13 protein-coding genes are annotated in these 22171 nt (G+C 36.3%); 2 read left to right on the top strand and 11 right to left on the bottom strand.

What is annotated here, in order from left to right; genetic code table 11:
• The first annotated feature begins 71 nt into the window (after window positions 1–71).
• Both BQ5371_RS05365 and BQ5371_RS05360 read left to right on the top strand, forming a co-directional pair.
• On the top strand, window positions 72–422 hold the full coding sequence (locus BQ5371_RS05365; protein WP_007895148.1) for a plasmid mobilization protein: 351 nt from the start codon (window positions 72–74) through the stop codon (window positions 420–422).
• Window positions 423–427: 5 nt separating this feature from the next.
• The gene (locus tag BQ5371_RS05360) at window positions 428–1759 is read left to right on the top strand and encodes a relaxase/mobilization nuclease domain-containing protein (RefSeq protein ID WP_047200377.1); all 1332 of its coding nucleotides are present in this window, start codon (window positions 428–430) and stop codon (window positions 1757–1759) included.
• Between the two features lie 69 nt (window positions 1760–1828).
• Here BQ5371_RS05360 and BQ5371_RS05355 read toward each other — a convergent pair whose 3' ends face one another.
• The 11 genes from BQ5371_RS05355 to BQ5371_RS05310 form a co-directional block, all read right to left on the bottom strand.
• The gene (locus tag BQ5371_RS05355) at window positions 1829–2488 is read right to left on the bottom strand and encodes a hypothetical protein (protein WP_000384989.1); all 660 of its coding nucleotides are present in this window, start codon (window positions 2486–2488) and stop codon (window positions 1829–1831) included.
• A 40-nt stretch (window positions 2489–2528) separates the two neighbouring features.
• Window positions 2529–11285, bottom strand: coding sequence for a helicase-related protein (locus BQ5371_RS05350; RefSeq protein ID WP_071132857.1), 8757 nt, complete (start codon window positions 11283–11285; stop codon window positions 2529–2531).
• Window positions 11286–11371: 86 nt separating this feature from the next.
• The gene (locus BQ5371_RS05345; RefSeq protein ID WP_456297578.1) at window positions 11372–12559 is read right to left on the bottom strand and encodes an ATP-dependent DNA helicase RecG; all 1188 of its coding nucleotides are present in this window, start codon (window positions 12557–12559) and stop codon (window positions 11372–11374) included.
• A 3-nt stretch (window positions 12560–12562) separates the two neighbouring features.
• Window positions 12563–12799, bottom strand: coding sequence for an AlbA family DNA-binding domain-containing protein (locus BQ5371_RS07195; protein WP_456297577.1), 237 nt, complete (start codon window positions 12797–12799; stop codon window positions 12563–12565).
• Between the two features lie 19 nt (window positions 12800–12818).
• Window positions 12819–12998, bottom strand: coding sequence for an AbrB/MazE/SpoVT family DNA-binding domain-containing protein (locus BQ5371_RS05340; RefSeq protein WP_047200379.1), 180 nt, complete (start codon window positions 12996–12998; stop codon window positions 12819–12821).
• A gap of 83 nt (window positions 12999–13081) precedes the next feature.
• Window positions 13082–14788: a DNA topoisomerase 3 gene (locus BQ5371_RS05335; protein ID WP_047200380.1), complete on the bottom strand. Its 1707-nt coding sequence runs from the start codon at window positions 14786–14788 to the stop codon at window positions 13082–13084.
• 98 nt (window positions 14789–14886) lie between these two features.
• On the bottom strand, window positions 14887–17076 hold the full coding sequence (locus tag BQ5371_RS05330) for a CD1107 family mobile element protein (RefSeq protein ID WP_047200381.1): 2190 nt from the start codon (window positions 17074–17076) through the stop codon (window positions 14887–14889).
• Window positions 17054–17290, bottom strand: a complete 237-nt coding sequence (locus tag BQ5371_RS05325) for a hypothetical protein (protein WP_047200382.1) — start codon at window positions 17288–17290, stop codon at window positions 17054–17056. Before BQ5371_RS05325 ends, BQ5371_RS05330 begins: the two co-directional genes overlap by 23 nt.
• Before the next feature lie 12 nt (window positions 17291–17302).
• Entirely contained in the window at window positions 17303–19435 is a 2133-nt protein-coding gene (locus BQ5371_RS05320) for a CHAP domain-containing protein (RefSeq protein WP_071132856.1), read from the bottom strand.
• A 4-nt stretch (window positions 19436–19439) separates the two neighbouring features.
• Window positions 19440–21869 carry a VirB4-like conjugal transfer ATPase, CD1110 family gene (locus BQ5371_RS05315; RefSeq protein WP_015017150.1) on the bottom strand — a complete coding sequence of 810 codons (2430 nt, stop codon included), beginning with the start codon at window positions 21867–21869 and terminating at the stop codon, window positions 19440–19442.
• A complete protein-coding gene (locus BQ5371_RS05310) occupies window positions 21781–22170 on the bottom strand; it encodes a PrgI family protein (protein ID WP_000332195.1) in 390 nt (129 codons plus the stop codon). The genes BQ5371_RS05315 and BQ5371_RS05310 overlap by 89 nt, the downstream gene beginning before the upstream one ends.
• Window position 22171 lies beyond the last annotated feature (1 nt).

The raw sequence follows: 22171 nt of genomic DNA, 5'->3' as shown, positions 1-22171 counted from the left end.
TTTTTTATCAATTTTTAACTTGTTAGGGTGTACCCTAAGACCCCGAAATACATTCAAAGGAGGATTTACCTATGGCAAATAGAATACGAAATGAAAGACTTGAAATTAAATTAACCGAAGAAGAAAAGGCTCTTTTTGAAGAGAAAAGAAAACTTGCTAAGTGTAGAAATATGAGCCTTTTCATTCGCAAGTGCGTTTTAGAAAAGGAAATATATCAAGTGGATTTAGAGCCATTTAGAGATTTACAAGGCTTACTTTCCAACGCTACAAACAACATAAATCAGATTGCAAAGCGTGTAAATTCGACCGGCATAATCTACAAAGATGATATAAACGATATGAAAAAGCAGATTGAACATTTCTCAAAAGAGTTGTGGCAAATACATTCACTGCTTCTTAACAGAACTTCTGGAGGTGATTAAATTTTATGGCTATTACAAAAATACATCCTATAAAATCAACCCTTAATCTTGCCATTTCATATATTGTTAATGGAGAAAAAACAGATGAACAAATCTTAGTAAGCACTCATAAATGTCATCAAGAAACTGCTCATACCCAGTTTTTAAAGACACGAAATGATGCCGGAACAAACGGAACTGTCCTTGCAAGACACCTTATCCAATCCTTTTTACCCGGAGAAGCAAGTCCTGAAATTGCACATCAAATCGGTCTTGAACTATGTAAAAAGATATTAAAGGATGAGTACGAATTTGTCTTATCTACCCACATAGATAAAGGACATATCCATAACCATATTATTTTTAATAATGTAAATATGGTAACGGGCAAGTGCTATCAATCCAACAAGAAAAGCTACCACCAAATCAGGTATCAAAGCGATAAGCTATGCAAAGAAAACAACCTATCTGTGATTGATGAGTTCTACGAGATCTATAAGAGAAAGTACAAAACAAATGGTAAGTCATGGTATGAGAATGAGCAATCTAAAAAAGGTACTTCTTGGAAAAGCAGGCTTCAATTTGACATTGATCGTTTGATAAAACAGTCTAAAGATTGGGAAGAATTTCTAAAGAAAATGGCGGGACTTGGTTATGAAATAAAGCATGGAAAACATATATCCTTTAAGCCAAAAGATAAGCAGAGATTTACAAGGGCTAAGACGATTGGTGAGGATTATACCGAAGAAAGATTAAAAGATCGTATTACAGAAAATCAATCTATTAAATCCCCATTTGTAAAAAAACGAATCGGAAATGTTATCAATATGAATACCAATGCCAAAGTAAAAGAGAGCAAAGGCTATGAATACTGGGCAACAAAACATAACTTAAATACAATGGCTGAGTCAGTTATTTTTATCAGAGAACATGGCATTAAATCCGTTAAACAGCTTGATGAATACATCAAGAAAAGTGCTGAAGAAAGACTGAGCTTACAAGATAAAATCAAAGAAATTGACAAGGATATGCAGCTACTTTCTAATACGATGGAACAAATTCATACTGTTAAAAAATATCGAGCCTACTACAAGGAATATAAAGCAAATCCTTCTGATAAGGCATTTTTTGAGGAGCATAAGTCTGAAATCACACGCTACGAAACAGATCTTGCAAAACTCAAAAAGTCCTATTCAAAGCTACCTGATTCTAAGGATATTTTAGATAAACTTGATAAATTGCAAGAAAAAAAGAATACCCTAATGCAAGAGTATTCTTCTACAAAATCTACTATGGACGAGCTTTATCAAATACGAAAGAACTATGGAATTTACATGAGTAAGGAGATGGAGAGATAGTGTTCTCTCCTCTTTTTTCTACCAATAAAAAATAGCCGGTGCAGTCCTAAGACCACACCGACCGTAAATTTATCTCTCAGTTTCTTTGCTTGCTTCTTTCTTTTCTTTCGGCTTTTCCTTATCTTCAGCTTGATATTTCTTTATAGCTCCAAGTACAGATTCTTTCTTTTCATCTCGACCTCTCATCTGCTCCTTTGCCTTTAGTAGTTTGGAAGAAAGTATCCTGATATTGCTATGCTCTTTACCGTTATCATCAATGGAGGTTCTGATTTGTCCAAAGAGCTTAACAAAATCTCCCTGCTTAAAGTCCTTTGGAATATCACTCTTTTCTCCATAAGCGGAGCAATTATGATATACTTTGTTACCCTCATCGTCTTTGGATACAACGGAAAAGTTCGCTACCTTAAAAGCTTCTCCGTTCTTATTTTCCCTTTCTACTACATCAACCTCTCCAACGATATTTCCAACAATATTGATAAGATTATCCTTTTCTTCCTGAGCATAAGGCAGGTCTTTTATCTGTCCCTGTTCTCTTAAATCCTCAATCATATAGTCAAATTCTTCATGTAGCAAATTAAGGCTGTCATTGTCCATATAAGCGTCATAGAGCTTATCTAAAGCACTTTCATCATTGATACCTTTTTCCATGCTTATAATCGCTTTTACAAAGTCCTTGTGGTTATCATTTACCATATCTTCTATTTGATTTCTCATTGTTTTGTAATCCATGTTTTTATCTCCTTTCATGGCAAAAGGGAGGTTACCCTCCCTATCTTAAAAATTCCTGTTCTTTTGTTTTTTGCTTTTCTTCTGTTTTACTTTCATTTTGATATGCTCTTATCTGCCCTAAAATAGATGGCTTATCATCTGATTTTTGTGTGGTTTCTTCTTTGCTATGAAGATTATCCTCCACATCATAAGTTGACTCAAAATAATCACTGTCCTTAAAGTCATTGTCATATCTATCAGGAATACCGTCATTATCGAGGTCTTTAGAAAGTGGATCATAGAAGTTGCCCTCATCGTCAATATCAAGACCCGTTGCTGCTCTTAAATCTTCTGAATCAACATAAACCAAATCGCTAAAAGAGGACATTTCTATTTCATTTTTGATGTTTCTTAGAGCTTCATTTTCTCCTTTATTCTCATAATCAAAGCTCTCTGTTTTGATAGGCATATCATCAATATACTGTGTCCAAGTTTTTTCCTCTAAATCAAGCTCATACTGAATACCATGTCTTTCATCCGGCGTATTGGTATAGGCGATACCGATATGTTTTAAATCAGGATACAGGGTATTAAATTCATCATAGCTATGATTTTCTTCATATTCCCTGTTACAGAAATCAATGATTGCCCTTTTTACATCTTCTATAAGCGGATTATCATTTCTCTTTTCTTCCACTTCTCCCATATCGAGTAGCTTATTCAATTCTGCAAGTCTTAATACCTTAGTTTTCAGCTCATCAGCTTTTTCAAAAGGCTTTTTTAATTCCTCTTTGGCATTTTCCAGTTGTTCTTTTGTACTGATAAGTTTTTCTTCAAGCCTGTTTAATTTCTCAGGCATTTTCTCAAGAGCATTATCCAGTCTTGTAAGGTTACCGTCCGCACTTGTTCCAAGCTCTCCTGAATGCTTTGCAGCACCATTTAGGCTAAAGTTATGTTCATTGGTAAAGAAGTTATAACTTACTTCTAAATCCATATTTCTATACTTTCCTATAACCTTGCTTTCATTGATTTTAACCTTTGAAATAGCTTCAAGAAGTCTTTCTCCGGCTAATTTCTTATCGGTAATTTTTTCTCCTGCAATGGTAATGGAAGTAAACTTTTCCTCGCCTTCCGCTTTAGGCTCTACATCGGATATATCTTTTCTGACAGCTTCAATGAGTTTTTCCGTTCTTGCGATTTCTTCAGGATAGTTTTTCACCACCTTATCCTCTAATCTGTAACGGTTGGACTTATAGTTTGCTTCAAGCATTTTAAGTTTTGTAACCTCGTTGTCCAAATCCATCTTCTCTTTAATCTTTGGATCACCCGTTGCAAGAGCTTTAATCTCTGCATAGTTAAGAGAGCTTTCGTCCACATCTTCCGCAACACGAACAGGAGTCTTTGAAGTCATAATCTGAGAAATGAATTTCTGCTTATTCTCTATCGTCTGCCATAAGTAGCTGTCAAATGTATTCTCTGTAACATAACGATAGATATTTACTTTCTCATTTTCGTTCCCCTGTCTTACAATTCTCCCTGCTCTTTGCTCTAAGTCAGCGGGACGCCAAGGCACATCGAGGTCATGCAAAGCAATCAACTTATTTTGCACATTCGTTCCTGCTCCCATCTTCTGCGTTGAACCCATTAAGATACGAACTTCGCCTTTTCTTACTTTCGCAAAGAGTTCATCTTTCTGTTTGTCTGAGTTTGCTTCATGGATAAAGGCGATTTCTTCTTTTGGTATTCCCATAGCTACGAGTTTTTCTCTAATATCATCATAGATGTTAAATTCTCCATCTCCTTTTGGAGTGGACATATCAGAAAAAAGTAGCTGTGTTGACCTGTTTTCTTTTGTCTTATCCCAAATGGCAAAGACATTCTTTACGCATACATTGACCTTGCTATCAGGATTATCAGGAAGCAGAGGATTGATTAAACGCTGATCTAAGGCAAGTTTCTTACCGTCATTGGTAATCTTAAGCATATTATCAACCTCTGGCTCTACAACTCTATTTCTAACATCATCTGCTCTTTCAGAAAGGCTCTTTAGAATTTCTTTTTGTTCTTCAGAAGGCTCTGTTTTAATAACCTCATAGTTAGCTTCAGGTGTAGGAAGGTTAAGCATATCCGCAGTCTGAATATCTGCAACTTCCTTAAACATACTCATTAGTTCAGGTAAGTTATAGAACTTTGAAAATCTCGTCTTTACCCTATACCCTGTACCTTCAGGAGATAGTTCAAAGGAGCTTTGCGTTTCTCCAAAAGTGGAAGCCCAAGAATCAAAATGCTCCAGTCCATTCTTTTTAAGGCTCTCATACTGAAGATACCTTTGCATGGTATAAAGCTCTGTCATAGAGTTACTTACAGGCGTTCCTGTGGCAAAGACCACGCCTTTGCCGCCTGTCATTTCGTCCATATATCTGCATTTCATAAACATATCGGAGGACTTAAAGGCTTCTGACTGCCCGATACCTGCAACATTACGCATTTTGGTATAGAGATAAAGGTTCTTAAAGCCATGTGCCTCGTCAACAAAGAGCTTATCAACTCCTAATTCCTCAAAGGTAATCACATCGTCTTTCTTAAAATCATCATTTAATTTTTCAAGCCTTGTTTCCAGTTTTTTCTTTGTCTTTTCGAGCTGTTTCACAGTAAAGTTCTGATTTCTGTCATGCTTGTATTCTTCTACATAGTTTACGATTTCATCAATCTGATCTTGAATATGCTTTTCCTGATATTCCTTACTCATAGGAATTTTTTCAAACTGCGTATGTCCGATAACAACCGCATCGTATTCCCCTGTAGCAATCTTGCCTATAAATCTCTTTCTGTTTTTCGGCTCAAAATCTTTCTTATCTGCCACCATAATGTTAGCCGACGGATATAGCTGCATAAACTCACGACCGATTTGTCCTGTTAAGTGATTTGGTACAACAAACAAGGACTTACTGCACATACCAAGCCTTTTACTCTCCATTGCAGAAGCTACCATTTCAAAGGTCTTTCCACTGCCTACTACATGGGCAAGCAAGGTGTTTCCTCCATAAAGACTTCTTGCTATGGCATTTCTTTGATGAGGTCTTAAGTCAATCTCCGTATTCATTCCCTCAAAGGAAAGATTGCTTCCGTCATATTCTCTGTTACGGATAGAGTTAAAACGCTCATTATACAGCTTTACAAGACGACTTCTTCTTTCCTGATCGTTAAATATCCAGTTCTTAAATTCTTCTTTTAATAACTCCTGCTTTTGTCCTGCAAGCATGGTTTCTTTTTTATTTAGGACAGAAGTTTTAGAACCGTCCGGATTTACAATCTGGTCAAATACCTTTGTTTCTTTCAGGTTTAAGGCATCTTCAATCAGCTTATAGGCATTTACCCTTGATGTACCGTAAGTCATCTCCGCAAGGTCATTTCCTCTGTCCCTGCTTTTTCCTTCTACATTCCATTCACTTGTCAGGTTTGAAAACTTAACCTTAATATCCCATCTTGCATATCCCGGAGTTTTCAGCGTTTCAAAGATGAATTTCTCAATATCTTTAATCGGTATCCAAGTTGCCCCAAGACGCACATTGATTTCACTTGCTTCAAGCTCCTTTGGAAGAACTTTTGTAAGCTCTGCTTTTTGATATTCCAAACGGTTCATCTCATAGCTTATCAGCTCTTTTTCTTTTCCATTTTCTTCATAGCCAAGATGAGGAAGTTCTCTTTCCGTTTGTCTGAGCTTTGATAAGTAACTGTCTACTATGGCAATCTTATCCCTGATATTTCCACTTAAATATTCATCCTTTGTTACATAGCCATATTTATAGGAATTACTGCCATTGGCACAGGCAAAAGGTAAATCACCATCTTCTAAGTTAAAGGAAAGCGGTCTGTAAAAGTTTTGTTCTTCTCTAATATTTAGGTAGATTTCCCCTCGAAGCTCCTCAATTAAAGTTGGTCTGTCTTTTCCGGTAAGACTTCCCATATAGTCAAAATCCACATAGCCTTTTTCAGATACCGATAAAACAAGAGCTTCTAAAGAGGTATCCACATGGTCTATGACTTTGGCTTTTGTAATGGTTCTTTTGGAGAAAATATCTCCCTTTGCCTTGAAATTTTCTTCTTCATCAAGGATTTCAATGGATGAAACAAGCGGGAAGTTGCTATCCTCTTTCAAGGCTCTGGTATTACTTAGGTTATTTACAAAGCCATGTTTCTTTGAAAAATTGTCATATACTTCATTTAGTTTTTCCTGTGAAGCCTTAATTTCTTCTTCATTAAAATCTTCTTTCTGCTTGTAAATCACATCTTTTAAGGCAGCATTCAGCTCAAGGTAATCCTTGATTTTTTCTTTTTTCTTGTCTGATACTTCCTTTTTGATAAAGAGTGAGTTTTCTCTATAATAAACTTCATCATCAATTAAGGTGTATGAGAAGTTCTTTACATCATCGGTTGCAGGAATTGATGTTATTTCATCATCAAGTAGCTCTATTTCTTCATACTTTGCATCTTTTGAAATTCTTTCTCCCGCAATCTCGATACGATCCTTTAACGAAGCCATATTGTTCTCTTGCCCTAAAAAGGCTATCGGCTCACAAGTTAGAGTTTTTCCAAATCGACCACTTACCTCACGCATAGAACCAAGCACCTGCTCCGGATGTTCGACAAAGTATTTGTTATATACAAGTCCATTTTCATCTTCCGCAAGGTGTATCCAATCTTCATCTCGCTCAAGTACGCTATCTCTTTTCTTTAGGAAAATAATATCGCTTGTTACCTCAGTTCCTGCAACACCCTTAAAGGTATCGTTTGGAAGTCTGATTGCCCCTAAAAATTCGGATCTTGCTGCAAGATAGCGTCTTACACTTTCGTCTTTTTTATCCATTGTCCCTGAAGATGTAATAAAGGCGATAACCCCGCCGTTTCTTACCTTATCAATGGACTTGGCAAAGAAATAATCGTGAATAAGAAAGTTATTGCGGTTATATTCTCTGTCATTTACCTTGTACTCTCCAAAGGGAACATTTCCGATTGCAACATCAAAGAAGTTGTTGGAAAATCCCGTTTCTTCCAGTCCCTTTACCTGTACTTCACTTTCAGGGTATAAGAGTTTTCCAATACGACCACTTACCGAATCAAGCTCTACACCATAAAACTTGGACTTATTCATTTCATCAGGTAGATTACCGATAAAGTTCCCGATCCCCATTGACGGCTCAAGGATATTTCCCTGTTTAAATCCCATACCTGAAAGCGTCTTATATACGCCATCAATAACGGTTTTCGGTGTGTAAAAGCTCGTTAAGGTTGATTCTCTTGCAGCTTCATATTCTGATGACGATAGATTTTCCTTTAAGAAAGCTCTTGCCTCTTTCCACTGTACTTCTTTACTTTCATCAAAGACATCAGATAGTCCGCCCCAACCTACATATTTTGCTAAAACTTCCTGAGCTATAATATCAAGCTCTCGTTCTCCGCTTTCCACCCTGTTAAGCATAGAGATTGCTTCAAGGTTATTGTTTAATCTCTCACTTGGAGATAACTTTTGAGGAAGAGTTTCTTCTGTAATCTTGAAATTATGTGCCTCATTTTTCTTTATTTCTACTTCCTTAAAAGTCTTTTCGGGCTTTGCATTGGTGAGATTTTCAAAGATTTTATCAAGCTCACTTTCTTTGTAATAAGGAATTACATCGGAGCCTGTAATCATACCTCCAAGATACTCTGTATTATCCTTGACCGTTACTGTCTTTAGGTTATTTCCCATATCATCAAATCTTGTGATGGTATAGTCTTTTCCCTTGTACTTCACTTCATCACCGATGATAAATTCAGGTCTTTCAAGATTTACTTGTCTTAATAAATCCTCATCATCTGTAAAGGATATAATCGGTATTTGATGATTACCTTGTCTTGTAGGATCAAGCCACAAATCATTTCTTCCTGTGATTTGATTTTTAGAGATCTCCCTTACTTTGTACTCCTCATGATTAAAATAGACGGTATCGCCTTCTTTAACTACAAACTCATCTGAAGGGCTGTCCTCTTTTTCGTTAAGCTCTACTTCTTCTTTTTCCTTTAGATAATCAAATAAGGTAGCCTGAAGAGGTTCTGCCTGTATGCTTTCTTCTACTTCTTCAGGTGCTTCAAGCTCTGTATTATTCTCCTCAAAGCTAAGTTCTCCATTAAAGACATGGTAAAGCTCCTGCTCATCCATCTGCTTTTTAAGTTCACTGTCTTTAAGTTCTCTAAAGGTCTTTGGAAAATCCTCTAAAACAAGTCTTTGGGCATTTAATTCCTTTAGCTCATCAAGATTAAAATATCCCCATTCCGGTTCTATACCTAAAACAAGTCCAAAAGCGTCTTTGCTTTCTCTATCGTACTCCGTCATATACCAAGTCCAATTAGAACGGAAAGGAATAATATATGCTGCATGAACCTGTTTATCCGCTAAAGCGACATCCTCTTGTGCATAAAGCTCAGGAACTTTCTCAAGCATTTCATCAGTCATCAGATTGTATGGATCGTCTTTAGAGTAATAACTTGGCTCTTTTTGTTCTTCTATCGCTGTCTTGCTTTCAATTTTATTCTCTTCAAGATAAAGATTTTTAGAAAGCAGCTCATCTATATACTTTGCTACATTTGACCATGTAAGAAATACATCGTTACAATGATTCTTCTGTAATTTAAGTCCCTTTGCATCGTGCCATTCTCCACTTCCTCTTTCGCCTGAAACAGCATGAGAGCCTCCGCCAATTCCATACTCGTCTTTTAAGAAATTTGCTTTTTCCTGAAGCGTATGGTTTTCTTTAAAATACTTTGTAATTCTTTCTTTCCCTCTATCTACTCCACTTCCTCTTGAAATCGTAGCAAGGACTTCATCTTCTGTAATAAATCCTTGTACCTTTGGAAGTTCGGTAAGATTAGAGGTATATTCCTTTCTCGGAAGTTCAAGCTCCTGCAATTTTTGATAAAGGCTATCTACCTTGTGATAATGAAATCTTAGTACATCTCTATTTTCTTTGTATCCTGCTAAAAAACGGCTGTACTCGGAAATAACATTTTTTAGATAGTCAGGATTTTTAAGAGCTTCCGATAACTGTCTTGTTTCTTTCGGAAAGCCGCCACCTCTTTCTATAAAGTCAAAATATCCCTGTGCTTTCCCTTCTTCACTTAAATCGTGGTATAGATACCATAAGGATTCTGAAACTCTATCTCTTTCATAGTCCTGTGCTTCTAAAAGCTCTACATTTGTAGCAAACTCTCCTGTTTCTAAAAGCTCACTGATTCTTCTTGCAGCATCACTCCAGCTTAAAATTTGCGTGCTATCTTCTCTTGCCGAAGTTCCATAAGCTAAATGAATGCCTTTATCCGAATACCAGGAAGATACTTCTGCTCCATTAAGAAATAAACCGTTTCCGCCTCTAAAGGTATCTTTAAGGTATTCTCCTAATTCTTCTACTGTTTTTCCTTTGGAAAATTCAGCAATAATAGGAAGTCTACCACCCTCATGATTTCCACCGTTTACAAGAATACTGTCAATATCATTTTGAGTAAGAGGTATTGTAAGTTTAATCTGTCCTGAGTTTTTTTCGGGTAAAGAAAAAGAAGCCTTGTCAGCTTCTTTTATCTCTTTATCCGTATTTTCTTTTAGATTTCCACTACTTCCTTGATTGTCATTTCTTTGAGGGCTGAAATCATCGCTTGGTACTGCGGATGGCTCTCGTCCTCTATCTTCCAAGCTATCATCAGTTTCGGCTTCTCCGCTCTCATAAATTCTATCGCCTGTTTCTGAGTATCCATCAGGTGTCCTATCAGCTTCTTTTCCTTGTATAGATCCACTAACATCTCGAAGTGGCTCTGATCCTCGCTGTTTGAAAGATAATCCAACCTCATCACTGCGTATGTCGGATTCGGATATTCCCTCATAAAGTCCATCTCTTCCTCCAACTGATTCAGTGTATTCTCTTTGATTTTCTCTATTATCTCGTCCGTACTCTCCATTTCGGAAAATTCGCTCGTTTTCACTAATTCTTTCCTGATCATCTCGTCGAAGTACATTTTCTTCTACCTCCTCTAATTCTTCTTTTATTTTATTATATCCTGCTTCTTTGCCTCTTAAAACTTCCTTTTGAAGCTCTAACTCTTTGCTTTTTTGAATGGTTGCATCAATGACTGTTCCGCTAATGTCCGATACCGTTTCTCCAAGGCTCATAAGAGAAATGCTGTCAAACATTGCAAAGTTTTCCTTTAACAGATCCTTATCCATAGGATAGTCTAACTTAAATCTTGAAGCTACTGCATAGCTTACTGAATCCCTAACAAATTTAGTAAAAGATATTCTGTCCTCATCAGATATTCTAAGTTCATTCATCAAGCTATCTATTTTTTCATCTCCGTAGAGCCTACTTAAAGAAAAGATATTTTCTATGGTGTTTTCACTTTCTTCATAGCCTTCAGCTTTTATCATTTCTTTTAATACATCTCTATGAGCTTCTTTATCAAATCTCCAAAGATTTACCTCATTGACATCTCTGTTTTTGGAAACTGTCTGACTAATATCAAAGATATAGTCCACCTTTTTGTATGTGCCGTAGTCCTCTAAAATGGGAATACCCTTTTGACCTCGCATAACGGTTCGGTTAAAGTGTTCTCTCCAGTAGTCAAACTTGGCACAAGCTGTCGCTTCAGTATTTTTATTATAAATACTTAACTGACTTCTAAAATCGTATTTCTGATTGTTCCCGACAACCTTTAAGAGCTTCAGATACTCTGCTTCACTCTGCAGAACATCTTGTTTTATTAGCTCCAAAATGTTATGAAAATCATTTATTCGCATATTTACCTCCTTCTTTTTTTACAAACAAAAAAGGCGATTAGATTTTACTCTAATCACCTTTCAATTCTATGTGCTGCAACTTACTGCTATTCATTCAGTTCCCAATGACCATTATTTCCACTTCCTACATATTGTAGATTATCCATTTCTTTAATGGTTCTTTCTATAGTCTTTACACTAACTCCAGCTTCATCTGCAATTGCTTTTCTTGTAATCTTGTTGTTTCCTCTTATTTTTTCTTTTATAAACTCTGCAAGAGCTATCTTATCGTGAGCGACATCCTGAGCGACACTGTGAGCGACATCCTGAGCGACACCGCTTCCTCCAACTTTTTGAGTCGCTATTTTCTTCAAAGGAATAATCGTTCTAAATATATCTCCCTCCTCAAACAGAGGATCAACACCTGAATATAGCCTTGTATATTTATAGGTGTTTCTCATACCTGAACCAAGCTCATCAGCAAGTCCTATTTCTCTAAATACTTTTGAAATAGCCGGATTTTTAGGAAAAGGTTCAAACTTTTGTAAATCCAATGCTCCCATGCCATGAGCTAAGTTACTGTTTTCAATCATAATCTTCTCATCGTCAATAATCATTTTTGCAGGGAAACCACTTGAATAATCTCTGTGAGCCAATGTATTAGAAACAATTTCTCTAAGTATTCTATCCCTTGCATTGACATTTACAATTCCGTCTAAGACAAATAAGTCATTCAAATGCTTCTGTCCAAACGCAATAAGCCTATCGTAGCTATCAATCAGATTTGTTATGACTACATCTCTATCGTCATATCTATCCTTGTTTTCAACTCTAAATATTGCATCAGTTTTATGCTGTGGAAGAACAGACATAATAGAGTTGTCTTTTCCAAATAACAAAATTGCCGCTAATGTAATGCCCTCATGCTTTGTTTCAGGATCTGTCAGAATGAGATTTGCACTTCGGAGCAGTTCCTCATAACTCATATTTTCCCAGACATGATTTTTATTTCTTGCTACTGCCATTCTCTTGGCTTTATCAATAACATCAGTATCAAGAAATTCTATATCGAGGTTTGGATACACCTTATTCACAAAATAGCTTCCCTGTTTCCTCGAATATAGCTTATAGACAAGTTCTGCATGGTCTGTAATATTGATGTCTCCTTCATAAGACCTGTCCCATATTCTTCCATTATGCCTGCATACCTGATAACCTTCAGGTACTTGGATATAAATCACTTTTTTACCGTCAATCTCAAATACTTCCGGCAATAAGTAAAGTGGTGGGTACATCTTCTACGAATTGTTAATAGATGTTGTAAATTCTTTAATAATCTTATTAACTTTATCTTCGTTGACACCAATAATTTCTCTATTATCATCTACACCAAGTAAGATGTGTCCTCCATTTCTATTGTTAAAAGAGCATACTGTATCAAAGACATCTTTGGTTAAAGCATTCCTCGATTCTTTAAATTCAACATCTATTTTTTCTCCATTTTGAATTAACTTTTTTATTTCATCTATTGTCATCTGTGTTATTTCACCACCTTTATTTATCAATGTTTTCTTCAATAAAAGTCTTGGAGTTTTGAATTTGCACCTTATCTTTATGAACTACAAAAGTAACATAATCTCCATTTTGTAAGTCCAAAAGCTCTCTTATCCTTTTCGGAATAGTAACCTGCCCTTTTGACATAACTTTTGCAGTATCTATAAATGTATCTTTCATACCCGTTTCCTTTCGCCCTACTTTTCCTACAAAAGATTATATCATTTTTAAGGCATTTTTTCCACCTTGAAATTAGTGCCATCTTACTTGATATAAGTTGAAACCACTTCTTTTATCTCATTTTCAATCGCCTCTAAAAATTCTTTCTTTGAAGATTTTCCCTGTGCAATATCCGATAACTCCATTTCCCACTTTGCTGTTGTTTCTGCCGATTTAAATGTATCGGCTACAATAGTTACAAGGCTGATTCCTTTATGTGTAGCAATAAGGTTCTTTTTATCTCTTTCAATAAAACCTTTAAAGATTAAATTTTCAATGATTCCTGCTCTTGTTGCAGGTGTTCCAAGTCCTTTTCGCTCAACTTCTACACCTTTTTCCAATGCGTCATTTCCTGCAAGCTCCATCGCCTTTAGGAGAAGATCTTCCGTAAAATGTTTAGCTGGTTGAGTATATTTTTCTTTTATCTCTTTATCTTTAATATCAAGACTATAACCAATCTTTACATCCGGAAGCACTGTATCTTCATTTTTCTTTTTCGCATATTCGTTTAGGTATTTGGTAAAGCCCTCATCTACAATCACCTTTCCACTACTTGTAAATTCAAATCCATCAAATTCAGCCACAATCTTCGTTGTATTCTCAATTAAAGGATAGCCTACACTTGCATGTAGCTTATTTAAAATAAGTTCATATACCTTCAATTCACTTTCCGGAAGAGAAGTTAAGTTCTCATTCATACTGCTTGCTGTCGGTATAATCGCATGATGGTCTGTAACCTTTTTAGAATTAAATACCGTCTTGATACGCTCTGTGTCAAAATCATTCTTTCCTAAAATGTTATTAACCGTACTTACAATCATATCTTCAGTAAGGCATCTGCTGTCTGTTCTTGGATAGGTAATCAGTTTCTTTTCGTAAAGACTTTGAGCATAATCAAGTGTCTGCTTAGCTGAGTATCCAAAATATTTATTGCACTCTCTTTGAAGCGTTGTCAGATCAAATGGCAGCTCAGGCTTTGTTATCTTTTCCTTTTGAATAACATCGGTAATTTCTATCTTATCGCCTACTAAATTTAAGAGCTGTTCCGCTGTTATTTCATCATCAATTCTATCTGTTGATAGTGTAAAGCCATTCATAGAAAGTTCGACTGTAAAATATTTTTCTTTCTTAAAATTTGCTATCTCATTATCTCTATTTACAATCATGGCAAGGGTAGGTGTTTGAACTCTGCCCACACTGTAATTTTGCTTGTATAGACACGAATACAGTCTGCTTAAATTCATTCCCACAAGCCAATCTGCAATCGCCCTTGCTTGTGATGATTCAAATAGATTATCGTAAAAACTTCCGTCTTTCAGGTTATCAAAGCCCTCCTTTATGGCACTATCTTCCATTGATGAAATCCAAAGGCGTTTCATCTGCTTTTTGCAATTTGCCTGATTGTATACAAGCCTGAAGATTGCTTCTCCCTCACGCCCTGCATCGCAAGCATTTATCACGATGTCTATGTCCTTATCATTCATCAGCTTTTTAAGAATGGTAAATTGTTTCTTTGTGGACTTTGTAATCTCATACTTATATTCTCTTGGGATAATCGGTAAATCCGCCATATTCCACTTTGCATACCTTTCATCATAGCTTTCTGGATTTGCCATCTGAATTAAATGTCCGACACACCAGCTCACCTTGTATCCGTTTCCCTCATAGTATCCGTCTTTCTTTTTTGTTGCTCCAATTACTTTTGCAATAGAGATTGCAACACTTGGCTTTTCGGCAATTACAAGTTTCATCTATATTTTTCCTCCTGTTTTTCAAAATAAGAGGGCGAAAGATTTTACTCTCCCGCCCTGTCTTTTGCACCAAATATGAGATAGTTTTGGGTGCAAATTTATTCCAAATCATCATCTTCCTTATCTTCTGTTTCTGCTTCATCTACTTCATTTTCACTTTCTTCCGCTTCTGAAAAGAAATCATCATCTTCCTCCTCAAAGCTTTCAAGCTCCTTATCTTCCTTTTTCTTAACGACCTTGAAATAATATCCTGCACCTAATGCTCCTGCTACTACAAGAATTAGAATTAAATAGGTTCCTGTATTACTGCTTTCTTCTTTTTTCACAGGTTTAGGTTCTTCTTTTTGTGGTTCTTCCTTTGTAATTTCCTGTTTCGGAGCTTCTTTTTTCTCAACCATATTAAGAAGATCGTCTTCGGATACTTCTGTTAGGAGCATAACATTCTCGCTATCCTCATCGTGATTGATGATTAGATGGAAAGTCTTGCCATTCTTAGTAGTAAAGGTAACAAACTGTCTTGCATCCGCTGAATACATATCCGTTTCTCCCTTATCACTGCTATCTCCATGATGAATTGGATAATCATTGTTCGCATTATCCTTATTTTCCGTAACAGTTCCTCTTGCCTTTGATGGTGCTGACGCAACTCCTTTATTGGTATTTACTGTCTTACTTGAACCATCCATAGAGAAATCCTGACTGCTGTTATTGGCAGGCTGTTTCGGTGTCAGCTTATTGGGATAACGAACTTCTTTTTCTTTTCCATCGGTCTTGTCAACATTTGTGTCCTTTGTAATCTTTCCTGTATTATCCTGTGATGATGAGCCTTTTCCCATATCACTTACCGATGTTTGAGGGAAGTTTCCTGTTCCTGTTTTCATTCCGGAGATAGGGCTGATTGGTGTTACAGTAGGATTATGCGTAACTGTAGCCTTGCCAACCTCATTCGTCTTTTTCTCAAGCTCCTTAATTTTCTCAGTTAGCTTCTCAATCTCCTTTTTCATATCCGCCGATAAGTCCTTATCGTCTTTGCCCTTTTCAAGTTTTTCCTTCAGCTTATCTATTTTTTCCTCAAGGTCTTTGATTTTCTCCTTTTGCTTGTCGCTTAATTTATCCTTGTCCTTAATCTCTTGATTTAGCTTATCAAGTTTTTCCTGAAGTTCCTTAGATTCCTTTTCCATTTTGGAAATATCATCTTTGCTAAGCTCTGTTTGAGTTCCCTTATCTTCTGTTTTTTGCTTTTCCGTCTGCGTCTGAGCATTACTTTCTAACTTTTTTACAATTCGGATAATACTATCGCTTCCATCACATTTTACTTTGTAGCTTACAAAATTGTCATTAAAGCTCATGTTATCAGGAAGCATTTCAAGATCAGAAGCGTCAATCACCTGATTTTTATCAAAATAAGCTGAATACTCCTTATATACCTTTCCATCCTGATATTGATATTTGACCTTTACTTCACTTTTTGTCTGACTTTCCTGATCCTTTGTATCCTTATTGTCTGTTTGAGCTGACGCATTCGCTACTCTCTTATATAAATCCTCTAAAGGTAATTCAAGGTATGGGACACCTGTATGAAATCTGTTCCATGTTTCAATAATCAGCTTGTTCTTAACAATCTTAATTTCTTTTACATTGTTGATATTGGGATTTACTTCTTTTACTCTGTCAATAATAGCGTTCTTTGTTTCCTCTTTAAGCTCTCCCTCATAGTCAACTGTTACTTTCTCAATATTTCTATTTAACTGTAGAACAGGGCAGGTATAGACAATGACATTTGCTTTCTTTCCTTTTATGGTTCGTTCTTCTGCTTTTTCTGTAATATCTCCAATATAGTAATTATCTTTATCTCTTGGAGAAACGATACTTGTAAAAGCACCTGTCCCTACATTATGAATTCGATAATATGGATAGGGTTTCTTTGTCATGTATCTTAGATCATCTAACTCATTTTCCTTGTCCATGTTCTCATTGGTAAAGGTTTCATTATACTTATCGACAACCACACCGCCCTTTTCTTCAAAGGATTTTGATAAGGAAAATTTAAAGTTCAATGGCTGACCTTCTTTATTTTCTTTTCCGACATAATAAAATCCTCTAAAGGTGTCATCTGAAGTATGATCCTCAAATTTCAGTTCATAATATGTTTCATATTTTTCAGGCGGTTCATTTGACGCAAACACTGTCTTTGCACCAACTTTTAACACCCCTAAAACTCCACCCATTAACAGGGTAAAAGCTACAACAATGGCTGTAATTCTTTTATTTTTCAAACTGGTTTTCATTTGTTTTCTCCTTTTTCACTTCTGCTTTTTCTCTGTTTACTTTTGCCATTAAATCACTGATTGCAATGTTGTTCTTTCTGCAAATGGCAATAATTTCTTCGTTTTCAAGTTCTTCCTCACGAATGAACAAAGGCTCCAATTCTTCATCAATTAGAGCCTTTTTATCCTTTAACTTCTTTATTCTATTTTTTACTGCTGTCAGTTCTTTTTTCAAATTGTGTCCTCCTTATCTGTTTACATTTGGCGGAAAGCCGAAGCCTACGGGATGATGCTGACAAAAAGATGCTATCCAATCATCTAAGGTAGTTACTCTGATTCTCCCGATATTATCTATCACCTTGCCATCGCCTATATAAATTCCTACATGACCATAGGTAAGTCCTGCTGTACTTCCGCTACTACTACTTTCAACTGCAACAAGCATTCCTACCTTGAGTTTTGATTTATCTGATGTAAAGGTATAGTTTCGGTACATATCACAGGCATTTCCTCCGATATATCCAAGTCCTGCATTTTGATAGACCTGCGATACCCACATAGCACACCAGCCTGCACCCGGAGATGGCGTAATGTATGCAGCATTTACAATCTTCTTTTGAACTTCCGTAGATGCCTCATACTCTTTTCCACCTCCGATACCTCCATTTGAAGCAATCAGATCGCTATTGCCAAAGGCTTCTCCCATATTGCCTTGAGCAAGGAATAAGGCTTCATAGTGTTTTAGATTGTCAGGATAGTTTGCAAAGACTTCCTTTATGATGCTGTCCATTTCCCTTTTATGAAGGGTTACAATCAGTTTCTTGTACTCGTAAGGTTCTTCATGGCTTTCGGTATATTCATTTCCATCTTCATCGGTATAGGTTTCTGTAACTGTCCTGTATCTGATTTCTACTTCTTCCTTATACTCAAGGTCATACATGGACTTAAAAAGCTCATTTAATACGGAGCTTACTTCCGATACATTCTTTACTTCTCCGCACCTTGATGTAATGTAGGATAAAAGCTCATGGACATTATGACCGATGTACTCTGTATTATTTAGGATGTACTCGTCATATCCGGGATAATTTTCTTCGACATTGTCAACCTCACTTTGAAGCTCACTTTCCATAGCGGAAAAGTTCTGATTGATTTCATTTAGGACATTTGGCTTTGACAAATAGCTTGTTGTAAGAACAGAACTTGTGGAGTTCATAAAGCCTGTCATTCCCGTTCCTGCAAAGTTGATAAAGAAAGTTCCCAAAATAATAAGACCTATGAAAATAACCATAAGTCTCTTTGCTTTTCTTAATATGACTTCCTTTGAACTTTTAAGACTTCCTATAAGCCCTTCCTTAATGCGATCTCTAAGCCTTGACTTATTCTGCCTTTTAATGGAATCTTTCATCTGCTTTCGCTTTTGAAATCGCTTAAAGTTATTTGCTTTTTGATACTCCTGTGTCTTTTTTAGCTCCTCTTTGGCATCTCGAAACTCCAATTTGGATTTTCGCTTTCTGATTTTATAGTCCTTATTCGTAAGGTCATATCCTTTTTTGGCTCTTTTCTTATCTGAATAGTTTTTAATTCCATGAATGAGTTTTGAGCTTGTATCGGCTGTTTTTTCTCCTGCCTCTACCCCTTGATTTTCATCGCTTCCATGAGATAGGTAATCTCTTACGGTTTCACTTCCTTTAGCAAGTCCTGATAAAGCGGACACCTTAGAAGCCTTATCCCTAAAAGTTCTTTCCTGTTCTTTAGAAAGCCTGTTTTTCTTTTCTCTATCAAGAATGGCTTCTTTTCTGCTTTTTTTATTGTCAGCCTTTTCCTCTTTGGCTTCTTTGTCCTTTTTTCTGGTATAGAGCTTATCGGAATAGTTTTTTCTCTTATAATTTTTCTTTTGAGCCTTTTGGCTTTTTGAAAAGCCTTTTGTATCTTCTACTTTATGATGAAGGTTGTCCTCTACATCATAGGTTGACTCAAAATAGTCGCTGTCCCTAAAGTCATTGTCATATCTGTCTATAATCCCGTCATTGTCGAGATCTTTTCCTAAAGGATCATAGATTTTTCCATCCTTAACCTCAGTATCATAATCCGCTTTCCCGATTTCTTCCTGACTTATGCTTCCTGTTTCAGGACTTCTATACCTTGCATTTCTTTTAGAAGTTTTTCCGTTTAATTCAGTTTCTGCACTTCTCTTACTGACCTTTTCATGAACCTTATCTTGAAATCTGTCTTTGTCATGGACGATTTTCCCTCTGTAATCATCATTATGCTTTAGTTTATTTTCTTCAGGCTCTATGCTGCCATTACTTTGCAGCCTTTCCTTTTCAATCCTTGCCCTTTGCCTTTCCTTAAAGTCCTTTTTCAGTTTCTTTCCCATAAGCCTACCTCACTTCTTCAGGCTTAGTTGTCATCTTCTGATAAAGGATTGTGTCTTTCGGGAACTTATCAAGGAAAGGAACAATGGTATTTCCAAAAAACAAAAGTCCTTCTCCTGCATTGGAATTGGTTACATATCTTAGCTGTGGCTGTGAGATTTTAAGTTTCCTTGCTAAAATTTCTCTATCGCCTGAAGCCTGATTAAGCATTAAGACAAAGTCCGTATTATCAAAGATATTTTCTATCTCCTTACTCATCAGTAGGTCTTTGACATTCTGTGTAATGCCTGTCGGGATTCCTCCCCACTTACGAAATCTTTTCCAAATCTCGACGGAATAGGAAGCTGTCTGCTCGTCTTTTAACAATAAGTGAAACTCGTCGATATAGTACCTTGTAGCCTTATTCCCTCTGTTTTGCGATACCTTGTTCCACACCTGATCCTGAATAACAAGCATTCCGATTTTTTTAAGCTGCGAGCCTAACTCCTTAATGTCAAAACAAAGTAGCTGCTTATTTAAGTCCACATTGGACTGATGGTTAAATACATTAAGAGAGCCTGTTACATAAATCTCCATTTCCGTTGCCAGCTTTTTACCAACTTTTTCTTCCTGTCCTTTTAACATATCGTATAGGTCTTGAAGTATAGGCATATTACAAGGTTCTGGATTTTCAAAATACTTTTCGTAAATCTTAGGTAGGCATCTATCTATAACCGACTTTTCTTCTGCCGTAAGTCCACTACCACCAACTACAAGCTCAAGCATAGACATAATGAAGTTTGCCTTATCTTTCAGTGGTGCGTCCCCATCGCCATAGTTCATATTGATGTCAAGGGGATTTAGATAGTCTTTTGACTTACTGCTAACCTTTATGACTTCTCCTTTAAACTGACGCACAAGGTTTCCGTACTCGCCTTCCGGATCGCAGATAATTACATCGTCATCGGTTGTAAGAATGGCATTTGCCATTTCTCTTTTTGCACTAAAGGATTTACCGCTTCCCGGAGTTCCGAGAATTAGACCGTTTGGATTTTTCAGTTTCTTTCTGTCTGCCATAATCAGGTTATGACTTAGGGCATTTAGTCCATAGTACAAACTGTTTGCCGAATTTATAAAAAGCTCCTCTGTGGTAAATGGCATAAATACAGCCGTAGATGATGAGGTTAGTCCTCTGTCAATTTCAATCTTATTTACCCCAAGTGGAAGTACACTGATTAAGCCCTGTTCCTGTGAGTGATCAAGTCTTTTTAACTTGCAATTATGCTTATTGGCAATGGAGCTGATTTGAGAAATGGTATTATCCAGCTTTTGAATCGTCTTTGCAAAGTTCATAAAGATAATGGTTACGACAAACATACGCTCATCTCTTGTCTGGAGGTCTTTTAAAAGACTTTTTACATCTTCTCCATAGGTAATTAAATCACTTGGAAGAATGTCCATATCATATCCCGACCTTACAGCCTTTTTGTTTTCCTCAATCTTCATCTTGTCAATATCGGTATTTTTTCTTTTTACCATCTTGATGGCTTCCGACTGTTCGATTGCCTTGATATGAAAAGAGATATTGATGTTATCGTCTATATCCAAAAACTCTGCAAGCATACGGTCTGAAAGCTCACTTGCAAGGATTTGAAAATGACTTGCCGCTCCGATAAATTTTCCAAACTTAAAATACCTTGACGGTGTAAAGTTAAATTCATCAGGAGCAATGTATGTCTTTGTGCTTTCTTTCTTCATTAAGTCCTTATATGAAAATTCAAAGGTCTTATTGGGATTTAAAACATCATGAAGTATCTTTAGCCTTTCCTCTCCGTTCAGGCTTTCCGCTCTTACTCCCATACTTTTAAGACTTGATAATATATCTATCTCCAGTCTTTCCAGTTTTGAAGTAGCCTGCTCTAAATTATCCGCTTCCACCGTAAAGGTTACATACTTTGATTTTTTCAGTCCGTTATTTCCCTTTACAATCTGACTTTTCAGCATTTCTCGAAACTCAAGGCGTATATCGTCAAACCCGTCCTTTTTATCCGGTATTTGAATGGCTGATTTCATTTCTTCGTTTCTACCAAGCTGATTGATATATGAAAACTCTATGCTGACACTTGGATCAAAGGAATTAAGAAAGTTTGCAAACTGATTAAAAATCAAATCCCTATCTTCTTCTAAAGCAAGCTGATAGTTTATATCCTCAAAAGCGATACTCTTATTAAAATGCTTTTCATCAATCTGACATATCCCGCTTTTTAATAATCTAAGATAGGGAATGGTATCTTCAACTGTGTATCTTTTCGGTTCTTTCCTAAAGATAAGGTCAAGTAATCCGCCCCTATCTTTTTTAGACTTCCCCTTATTTTGCTTTAAGTCCTGCTTTTGACTTCTTAATTTCTTTTGGTTTTGTTCTAACTTTAGCTGCTGAATCTTTCTTTTGTCTTTCAAGATAAACCTCCTTTCTCACTCTTTTTTGTGGCTGATAAAATTTGTGAAGGTAAATACACTTAAAGTATTTCTCAAAGCTAAGTCCGTCCTTTTCAAAAAGAGTGATGAAAAATATTGGAAGAGTGGACACAATGAGAAAGATAACTGCTATATCATTTGGAACGACCTTTCGCATAAATAAATAGATTGGTATTCCAATCAGTCCTGCAATCGTAAAACCGATAAGCTGTCTTTTCGTCAGGTTAAATGCAACCTTTGTTTTTACCTTCTTTAAGTCTTTTGGGATAGGTACATACGCCATA

Source organism: Alterileibacterium massiliense (assembly GCF_900104645.1).
GTDB lineage: Bacteria > Bacillota > Clostridia > Peptostreptococcales > Anaerovoracaceae > Alterileibacterium > Alterileibacterium massiliense.
The sequence above is the reverse complement of the archived record's forward strand: the minus strand, read 5'-3'. Positions and strand labels throughout refer to the sequence as shown.

Excerpts from the sequence above, each read along its gene's own strand:
- BQ5371_RS05310 (WP_000332195.1), bottom strand. The coding sequence starts at position 22,170 with ATGGCGTATGTACCTATCCCAAAAGACTTAAAGAAGGTAAAAACAAAG.
- BQ5371_RS05365 (WP_007895148.1), top strand. The coding sequence starts at position 72 with ATGGCAAATAGAATACGAAATGAAAGACTTGAAATTAAATTAACCGAA.
- BQ5371_RS05340 (WP_047200379.1), bottom strand. The coding sequence starts at position 12,998 with ATGAAAGATACATTTATAGATACTGCAAAAGTTATGTCAAAAGGGCAG.
- BQ5371_RS05360 (WP_047200377.1), top strand. The coding sequence starts at position 428 with ATGGCTATTACAAAAATACATCCTATAAAATCAACCCTTAATCTTGCC.
- BQ5371_RS05320 (WP_071132856.1), bottom strand. The coding sequence starts at position 19,435 with ATGGGAAAGAAACTGAAAAAGGACTTTAAGGAAAGGCAAAGGGCAAGG.
- BQ5371_RS05350 (WP_071132857.1), bottom strand. The coding sequence starts at position 11,285 with ATGCGAATAAATGATTTTCATAACATTTTGGAGCTAATAAAACAAGAT.
- BQ5371_RS05355 (WP_000384989.1), bottom strand. The coding sequence starts at position 2,488 with ATGGATTACAAAACAATGAGAAATCAAATAGAAGATATGGTAAATGAT.
- BQ5371_RS07195 (WP_456297577.1), bottom strand. The coding sequence starts at position 12,799 with ATGACAATAGATGAAATAAAAAAGTTAATTCAAAATGGAGAAAAAATA.
- BQ5371_RS05330 (WP_047200381.1), bottom strand. The coding sequence starts at position 17,076 with ATGAAAACCAGTTTGAAAAATAAAAGAATTACAGCCATTGTTGTAGCT.
- BQ5371_RS05335 (WP_047200380.1), bottom strand. The coding sequence starts at position 14,788 with ATGAAACTTGTAATTGCCGAAAAGCCAAGTGTTGCAATCTCTATTGCA.
- BQ5371_RS05345 (WP_456297578.1), bottom strand. The coding sequence starts at position 12,559 with ATGTACCCACCACTTTACTTATTGCCGGAAGTATTTGAGATTGACGGT.